The 8,152-nt window shown below is 60.4% G+C and carries 8 protein-coding genes; 5 read left to right on the top strand and 3 right to left on the bottom strand.

Going from position 1 to position 8,152, the window contains the following annotated elements:
- On the top strand, positions 1–406 hold a 406-nt coding region (gene tnpA / locus SYN63AY4M2_RS09765), incomplete at its 5' end, for an IS200/IS605 family transposase (protein ID WP_240530527.1).
- Positions 407–433: 27 nt separating this feature from the next.
- On the opposite strand, the gene SYN63AY4M2_RS09760 is transcribed toward tnpA, so the two are convergent.
- Together SYN63AY4M2_RS09760 and SYN63AY4M2_RS09755 are read right to left on the bottom strand one after the other, a co-directional pair.
- Complete coding sequence (locus tag SYN63AY4M2_RS09760; protein ID WP_099812857.1) at positions 434–1,420, bottom strand: 2-dehydropantoate 2-reductase; 987 nt, start codon at positions 1,418–1,420, stop codon at positions 434–436.
- A gap of 22 nt (positions 1,421–1,442) precedes the next feature.
- Complete coding sequence (locus SYN63AY4M2_RS09755; RefSeq protein ID WP_011431156.1) at positions 1,443–1,550, bottom strand: PetM family cytochrome b6-f complex subunit 7; 108 nt, start codon at positions 1,548–1,550, stop codon at positions 1,443–1,445.
- 493 nt (positions 1,551–2,043) lie between these two features.
- Here SYN63AY4M2_RS09755 and psbD point away from each other — a divergent pair, with 493 nt between their 5' ends.
- The 3 genes from psbD (at position 2,044) to cobW (ending at position 5,856) form a co-directional block, all read left to right on the top strand.
- A complete protein-coding gene (psbD, locus tag SYN63AY4M2_RS09750) occupies positions 2,044–3,102 on the top strand; it encodes a photosystem II D2 protein (photosystem q(a) protein) (RefSeq protein ID WP_011431157.1) in 1,059 nt (352 codons plus the stop codon).
- Between the two features lie 175 nt (positions 3,103–3,277).
- A complete protein-coding gene (psbC, locus tag SYN63AY4M2_RS09745) occupies positions 3,278–4,666 on the top strand; it encodes a photosystem II reaction center protein CP43 (protein WP_206336877.1) in 1,389 nt (462 codons plus the stop codon).
- A gap of 131 nt (positions 4,667–4,797) precedes the next feature.
- Entirely contained in the window at positions 4,798–5,856 is a 1,059-nt protein-coding gene (gene cobW, locus SYN63AY4M2_RS09740; RefSeq protein WP_011431159.1) for a cobalamin biosynthesis protein CobW, read from the top strand.
- 61 nt (positions 5,857–5,917) lie between these two features.
- On the opposite strand, the gene SYN63AY4M2_RS09735 is transcribed toward cobW, so the two are convergent.
- On the bottom strand, positions 5,918–6,898 hold the full coding sequence (locus tag SYN63AY4M2_RS09735) for an NAD(P)-dependent oxidoreductase (protein ID WP_041438538.1): 981 nt from the start codon (positions 6,896–6,898) through the stop codon (positions 5,918–5,920).
- A 198-nt stretch (positions 6,899–7,096) separates the two neighbouring features.
- Here SYN63AY4M2_RS09735 and SYN63AY4M2_RS09730 point away from each other — a divergent pair, with 198 nt between their 5' ends.
- Entirely contained in the window at positions 7,097–8,122 is a 1,026-nt protein-coding gene (locus tag SYN63AY4M2_RS09730) for an ABC transporter permease (protein WP_011431161.1), read from the top strand.
- Positions 8,123–8,152 lie beyond the last annotated feature (30 nt).

Genomic DNA, 8,152 nt, shown 5'->3' with positions numbered 1-8,152 from the left:
GAGCTACAACATAGGCCATCGTTCTGTTTACAGCCTACAAATCCACTTGGTGCTGGTGACAAAGTACCGTCGTCGGGTGATAACTGCTCCAATGTTGCAGAGGCTGGAAGATATATTTCGAGCGACCTGCCAAAAGTGGCGCTGTTCCTTGGTGGAGTTCAACGGTGAGGCGGATTATGTGCATCTGTTGGTGAGTTTTCCGCCGGATGTTCAGGTCTCGAGGCTGGTGAACAACCTGAAAACAGTCTCCAGCCGGTTGATTCGCAAAGAGTTCGCCACAGAGGTGGCACGGTTCTACAGCAAGCCTGTATTTTGGACAGGGACCTATTTTGTTGCCTCTTGTGGTGGGGTCACCGTTGAGGAGTTGAAGAAGTATGTCGAGCAGCAGGCAACGCCCAGATTGTGAGACTCAGGGGCATTGAACCCCTTCGTCTCACCGCCTATCCCCCATCCCGCCAAGCTGCGCTGTGGCGGGAGTACCCCGGAGGTTCTGATGGGGAGTCGGGATCCCCGCCCAACGCCCCAGCTCCGTGATGGCGCCGACAATGCTCTCGATCTCCGTCGGTTGCCCCCGCTCGATATCCTGCAGCATCGAGGTGCGATGGGAGCCCACACGGGCTGCATCCTTCAGCCGCTCTTCCAAAGAGACCGGCAGCCGGATCCCAAATGCTTGGGCCACCGCCTCGGTTTCCTGCATCGCCGACCGAACCAAAGCATGGGTGGGCGGGTACTGGGCAATTGCGTCTTGGGCCGCGCGGGTAAGGGCGCTGATGGGATTGAAGGCGGCGTTCCCCCAAAGTTTTTGCCAGATCTCGACCCGAATTTGGGAGGTGAGGGCCACAGAAAGCTGCCCCTGCTCAAAGATGGCCGCCAGAGAGCGCAGCCGCTCCGACAACGACCCATCCGGCTCTCCCAGAATGTAGCGCCCGCCACCGGTATGCAAAACTACCCCCGGCTCTGCCAACTGCACGGCGATGTACACCACACAGCCGATCACCCGCTCGACTGGCAGATGCGCGGCGATCACCCCGCCCGGATCCACCGAAGTCAAGGAGCGCCCCTCAAACTCGCCGCCATGCCGGTAAAAGTACCACCGGGGGATACCATTCTGGACAACCACAACGGGGCTATCCGGGCCACACAGGGATCCCAATTGCGGGGCAAGCAGGGGCAAGCTGTGGGCCTTGACAGCAACGATCACCACATCTTGCCGCCCCAGCTCAGCCAAGTCGTCGCTGGCCGTCAGCCGCTCTACCCAAGCCACAGGGGGATCCCCCTGCCGGATCAGCTTCAAGCCTTGGCTGCGGATGGCCTGCAGGTGGGATCCCCGCGCCACCACACTGACTGAAAAGCCGGCGCGAGCCAGGCAAACGGCCAAATGCCCCCCGACTGCCCCGGCGCCGACGATGCCGATTTTCATGTTTTACCAAATGAGGAAATCCCTACTCGGCCCCGCCCTGGGTGATGCGCAAGATCCCGTATCCAAGCGCCACACCCACTAGGGTCAGGACGATGGAGAGCCCAGCAATGGTGAAGATCTCACTAGCCATAGATTCCTCTCAGGTGGATTGCCTCGCCCTTCAAGGATATCGGATCTTGTGCCTTCGGCCTTCCCCAGGGTGAGGCAGCCCCTCTAGCTCAATATCTCAGGAGAGAAAAACCGCAAAGATTACAGTCTGTGAAGATCCCAGCCACCTCGGACTTGATGGGAACGAGTCCCCCCCCTCTATAATGAAAGCAATTTACAAGTCTTTACCGGCGTAGGCTAAATTGTAATGCCGACAGCCGTGAAACTTGTTCGGTGGCCCTAGGGCGGCTCGTCGGGATCGCCACAGCTCTGCTGAGGATTCCAAGAGCAGTTCGGAACGCCAGCAAAGCTGCCTGAAGCAGCGGTTGGTCAGTTCTGGCCAGGAATCCGTGCAGGGAAACCAAGGCGACAAGTTCGCAGACTGAGTCTTTATACCTAGGCACCAGTCTTGCTTCAAAGGAGCAAAATTTGTAGTTTCATTAATGTCCTCATCATGTTTTTAAGGAGAGGTTGAGATGACCATCGCAGTAGGGCGCGCGCGCCAGGAGCGAGGATGGTTCGACATCGTCGACGACTGGCTCAAGCGCGACAGATTCGTGTTTATCGGCTGGTCGGGGCTGCTGCTGTTTCCTTGCGCCTATTTGGCCCTGGGCGGCTGGCTGACCGGCACCACGTTTGTAACCTCTTGGTACACCCACGGGTTGGCCAGCTCCTACCTGGAGGGGTGCAACTTTTTGACGGTGGCCGTGTCCACCCCCGCCGACAGCATGGGGCACAGCCTGCTGCTGCTGTGGGGCCCGGAAGCCCAGGGGGACTTTACCCGCTGGTGCCAGATTGGCGGGCTGTGGACCTTTGTGGCCTTCCATGGGGCGCTGGGCCTGATTGGCTTTATGCTGCGGCAGTTTGAGATTGCCCGGCTGGTGGGGGTGCGGCCCTACAACGCCATTGCCTTCAGCGCGCCGATTGCCGTGTTTGTGAGCGTGTTTTTGATTTACCCGCTGGGGCAGAGCAGTTGGTTTTTTGCGCCCAGCTTTGGGGTGGCGGCGATTTTTCGGTTTTTGCTGTTTTTCCAGGGGTTCCACAACTGGACGCTGAACCCGTTCCACATGATGGGGGTGGCCGGCGTGTTGGGTGGAGCGCTGCTGTGTGCCATCCATGGGGCGACGGTGGAGAACACGCTCTACAAGGATGGGGAAGCGGCGAGCACGTTTCGGGCATTTGAGCCGACGCAGGCGGAAGAGACGTACTCGATGGTGACGGCAAACCGCTACTGGAGCCAGATTTTTGGGATAGCGTTTTCCAACAAGCGGTGGCTGCACTTTTTCATGTTGTTTGTGCCGGTAACGGGATTGTGGATGTCGAGCATTGGTGTGGTGGGGTTGGCGCTGAACCTGCGGGCGTATGACTTTATCAGTCAGGAGACGCGGGCGGCGGAAGACCCTGAGTTTGAGACGTTCTACACGAAGAACATTTTGCTCAACGAGGGGATTCGGGCCTGGATGGCGCCGCAGGACCAGCCGCACGAGCGCTTTGAGTTCCCCGAGGAAGTCCTGCCCCGCGGCAACGCGCTCTAAACTGGCGCTGGCTGTCGAACGCTTGAGTTCTCTTGATCCTTTACGTGAGAGCTGAGGCCGAGCGTTCGCCTATTCAAGTCTTGGATTGGATGGGTAGGCGCTCGGCCATTCCTAAGCTCCTTTGCTTTTCACCTCATATCTTTTGCTGTACTGTGACCTTTACTGTTTTCGGAGGCTGGCCTCAGTGACTTCAACGACGTTTGGTTCCGCAGCGATGCAGGATCGCACCCAGGGCGGGTTCGCCTGGTGGGCCGGGAATGCTCGCTTGATCAATCTTTCCGGTCGGCTTTTGGGCGCTCACGTAGCCCACGCCGGCCTGATCGTCTTCTGGGCGGGAGCGATGCTGCTGTTTGAGGTGGCTCACTTCACGCCGGATCGGCCCATGTACGAGCAGGGGCTGATCCTGATGCCCCACGTGGCCACTTTGGGCTGGGGAGTTGGCCCAGGCGGCGAGGTGATCGATACCTACCCCTACTTTGTGATCGGTGTGCTGCACCTGGTCTCCAGCGCGGTGCTGGGTCTGGGAGGCATTTATCACGCCGTGCGCGGCCCGGAAACCCTGGAGCAGTCTTTCCCCTTCTTCGGCTACGACTGGAAAGACAAGAACAAGATGACCACCATCTTGGGGATCCACCTCATCCTGTTGGGGTTGGGGGCTTTCCTGTTGGTGGCCAAGGCCATGTGGTTTGGTGGCGTCTATGACACCTGGGCTCCGGGGGGTGGCGACGTGCGGGTGATCACCAACCCCACGCTCAACCCGGCGGTCATCTTCGGCTACCTGTTCAAGTCTCCCTTTGGCGGCGACGGCTGGATCATCAGCGTGGACAACATGGAGGATGTGATCGGCGGCCACATCTACATCGGCATCATCTGCATTGCCGGTGGGATCTGGCACATCCTCACCAAGCCTTTTGGCTGGGCCCGCCGTGCTCTTATCTGGTCGGGAGAGGCCTATCTCTCCTACAGCTTGGCGGCGGTCTCGCTGATGAGCTTTATTGCCACCTGCTACATCTGGTTCAACAACACCGTTTACCCCAGCGAGTTCTACGGCCCCACCGGCCCGGAAGCCTCGCAAGCCCAAGCCCTCACCTTTATCGTGCGCGACCAGCGCCTGGGGGCGAACATCGGCCAGGCCCAAGGCCCCACCGGTCTGGGTAAGTACCTGATGCGCTCTCCCACGGGCGAGATCATCTTCGGCGGTGAGACGATGCGCTTCTGGGATGTGCGGGCCCCTTGGAAAGAGCCGCTGCTGGGCCCCAATGGCTTGGATCTGGACAAGCTGAAGAACGACATCCAACCCTGGCAGGCCCGCCGTGCGGTAGAGTACATGACCCACGCGCCGCTGGGATCCCTGAACTCGGTGGGGGGTGTGGCTACCGAGATCAACACGGTGAACTTCACCAGCCCGCGCACCTGGCTGGCAGCCCACAACTTCATCTTCGGCTTCCTGTTCTTCGTCGGTCACCTGTGGCATGCTGGTCGCGCGCGCGCCGCTGCTGCCGGCTTTGAGAAGGGGATCAGCCGCGAGAACGAGCCGGTTTACCGGATGAAGCCGATCCGATAAGCCCGGAAGTCTCTCGGAGATCACAACCTTTGGCCCCCGGCAGGGGGCCTTTTTTTGGGGATCCCCCCTGCCGGGATGGACAGAGAGGGAAGCACGGGTAGAGACTGGGAAGGCCGAATGCGCAAATCAAGATGCACAAAGTTCCGGTTACGGTCATCACCGGATTTTTGGGATCCGGCAAGACCACTTTGATCCGTCACCTTTTGCTCAACAACCAGGGCCGCCGCATCGCCGTAGTGGTCAATGAGTTTGGCGAAGTGGGCATCGACGGCGAACTGCTGCGGGATTGCCAACTCTGCGAGGGAGGGGGCTCCATCCCCATTCTGGAGCTGGCCAACGGCTGCCTCTGCTGCACGGTGCAGGAGGAGTTCTTGCCGACCATGGAGGCTCTGCTGCGGCGGCGGGCAGAGCTGGACTGCATCCTGATTGAGACTTCAGGATTGGCCTTGCCCAAGCCGCTGGTGCAGGCTTTCCGCTGGCCCACCATTCGCACCGGCGCCACGGTGGATGCGGTGATTGCAGTGGTGGATGGCCAGGCCCTGGCTTCTGGGCAACTGGTGGGGGATCTGGCGGCGCTGGAGGCGCAGCGTCAGGCCGATGAGAGCCTGGATCACGAGACTCCCATTGAGGAGCTGTTTGAGGATCAGTTGAGCTGCGCTGATTTGGTGCTGCTGAGCAAGGTGGATCAGATCACGCCGAAGGAGCGAACCCAGGTGGAGAGCTGGCTGCGGCAACAATTGCGCCCTGAGGTTCGAGTTCTCCCCTGTGAGCGGGGCCAGGTTGCCCCAGAAGTGCTCTTGGGCTTCCAGGCGGCGGTGGAGGATCAGTTGGAGCGCCGCCCCAGCCACCACGACTTCGAGGAGGAGCACGAGCACGAAGCTTTTGAGTCTTTCTGCCTCAGCCTGGAGGGCAGCTATGAGCCGGGATCCCTAGTTGCCCAACTGCGTCAACTGGCTCAAGAGGAATGCCTCTACCGGGTAAAGGGGTTTGTGGCCGTGCCCCACAAGCCGATGCGCCTGGTGCTGCAGGGGGTGGGATCCCGATTTGAGACCTACTACGACCGCCCCTGGCGCCCGCAAGAGCCGCGGTTGACCCGCCTGGTGTTCATCGGCCAGAGGCTCGACCGGGAGCGCATTGCTGCTCAGCTTCAAGGCTTGGCTCACAGAGAAGCAGTGGCCTCTGCCGGCTGATCCCTGTCGGGATCCCTTACCCCTGGGGAGAGGGGAGTTGCGTGACTCTATCAAAGGTGGCCTAGAGGTAGGCGTCGAGAAGAGAGGCTACGGTAGGGAAGCGGCAGGGCAAGCCCAGCGCTGCTGGGGAGAGGGCCGGATAGACAAAGTGGCGGTGGCGCAGGCAGTACTCATCCCAGGCCGAAAGTCGCACCCGAAGTAGGAAGGCTAGGGTGCGAAATAGGCCGATGGGCAGGGGCAGGCGGAAATAAATCCGTTTTTTAAAATAGGCGCACACCTGCTCTACGCATTCATCCACCGACAAGGGGGGGTTGCCCAACACCCAATCCCCTCCCCCCGGCGGATGGGCCACCCAATGGGCCACCATCTCGGCCACATCGGCAGCGTGGATGAAGTGGAAGCTGGCATCCACCCGCAAAAAGCGGATCAAATCCAGCCAGCGGAGCACCTCCTTGAGGCCGGCGGTGATGTGGGAGTAGGGGTGGTGGGGGCTGCCGCCAAACAGCAGGGTGGGGTAGAGGGTGAGCAGGCGATCTGGCCAGAAGCTGCTTTCCTGCCGTCGCAGCAGCATCGCGTACTTGCTGCGGATGTAGTCGGTGCCGGCCTGGCCGGCGATGGCCAAAGGTTCTAACGCTTGATTCAAAAGGCTGGCAGTGGAAAAGTAGATCACCTGCTGACAGCGCTCCGGATCCAACAAGCTGAGCAACTCCAAGGTGTGGGTGACGTTCACCGCCCAGGTCAGGGTGGGATCCCCCCAAGCCGCCGCCATGTGGATCAACCCATCCATCTGCCGCAGCAGGGCGGCGTGTTCCCGAATGCGCAGGAGATCGCCGGCCACCAGGGTGATGGGGGCAGGCAAACGCTCCGGGGGCAACCGCAGGCGGCTGGGGTTGCGGATAAGAATGTACAGGTGGTAGGCGGGCTGCTCCGGAAACTCGGGATCCCTTTGTTGGGCCAGGCGCTCCAACACATAATGCCCCAGACAGCCGCTAGCGCCGGTAAGAAACAGGTTTCGCAAGAGATCTTCCCAACGGCAACTCATCGAAAAAGCTTCTGACTAGTCTACCGCCTTAGCTTGCGCCTGCCGGATTGGCTTAACCCCCAATTTCCCTAACGGGCAACTGCGCCCTGTTCCAAGCCAGGCAGCAACCTGGAAATTTGGCCGCGAGAATGGCAGCATAGTTCGACAGGGATCCCACTCCCAGGGAGATTTGGACCTCGCTCAACTCGACTTCTGCCTGTGGCCGCAACCTCTTCTCCCCCTGCTGGACGGGTGTTCAGCCTTTGGCCTCCCCTAGCCCTTGTTTTGCAGCGGCTGGTCCAAGCGGTGCCGGTGCTGCTGCTGATCACGGTGCTCAGCTTTTTGCTCCTGCAACTGGCCCCCGGCGATTTTTTGGATCCCTTGCGGGCGGATCCCAGTATCAGCCAGGAGTTTATCGCCCAGGAAGAGGCGCGGCTGGGCTTGGATAAACCCTTGCTTTGGCAGTATTTGACCTGGTTGGGCAATCTGCTGCAGGGGGATTTTGGCGTCAGCTACACCTATCGCGTGCCAGTAGCGCAGCTCATCCTCTCCCGCGCCGGCGCCACCCTGCTGTTGGCAGTGTGCTCCGTTTTGCTGACTTGGATGATCGCCATTCCGCTGGGGATCCTGGGGGCGCTGCAGCAGAACACTCCTCTGGATCGGGCGTTGCAGTTGCTCAGCTACCTGGGGCAGGCCATGCCCAGCTTTGTGCTGGCCATTTTGCTGCTGATCGTGGCCCAAAACGTGGGCTGGCTGCCGGTGGGCGGGATGACCAGTGTTTATTTTGCCGAGCTGGGTTGGGGGGGAAAGCTGCTGGATCTGGGCCGTCACCTGCTCTTGCCCACGCTGGCCCTGAGCATCACCAGCTTTGCCGGGCTGCAGCGGATTACCCGCGGCAACTTCTTGGACGTGCTGCGGCAGGAATACATCCAGGCGGCGCGGGCGCGTGGGATCCCGGAATGGCGGGTGATCTGGCTGCATGCATTGCGCAACGCCGTCAACCCCTTGATCACGATCTTGGGCTTTGAGTTTGCCAATTTGCTCAGCGGCTCTTTTATTGCCGAGTTTTTCTTCAACTGGCCGGGGCTGGGCAAGCTGCTCTTGGAAGCGGTCCAGAGCTTCGACATCAACGTGGTGATGGCCGGGCTTTTGCTGGGGGCCGTGATGCTCATTCTGGGCAATTTGTTGGCCGATCTGCTCTTGATGTGGGTGGATCCCCGGATCCGACCTGAGTCTTTGCTTTAGGGGCTTTGGATCCTTCCCCAAGAGCTCAGG

Origin of the sequence: Synechococcus sp. 63AY4M2, assembly GCF_002760475.1 — a bacterium.
GTDB lineage: Bacteria > Cyanobacteriota > Cyanobacteriia > Thermostichales > Thermostichaceae > Thermostichus.
The sequence above is the reverse complement of the archived record's forward strand: the minus strand, read 5'-3'. Positions and strand labels throughout refer to the sequence as shown.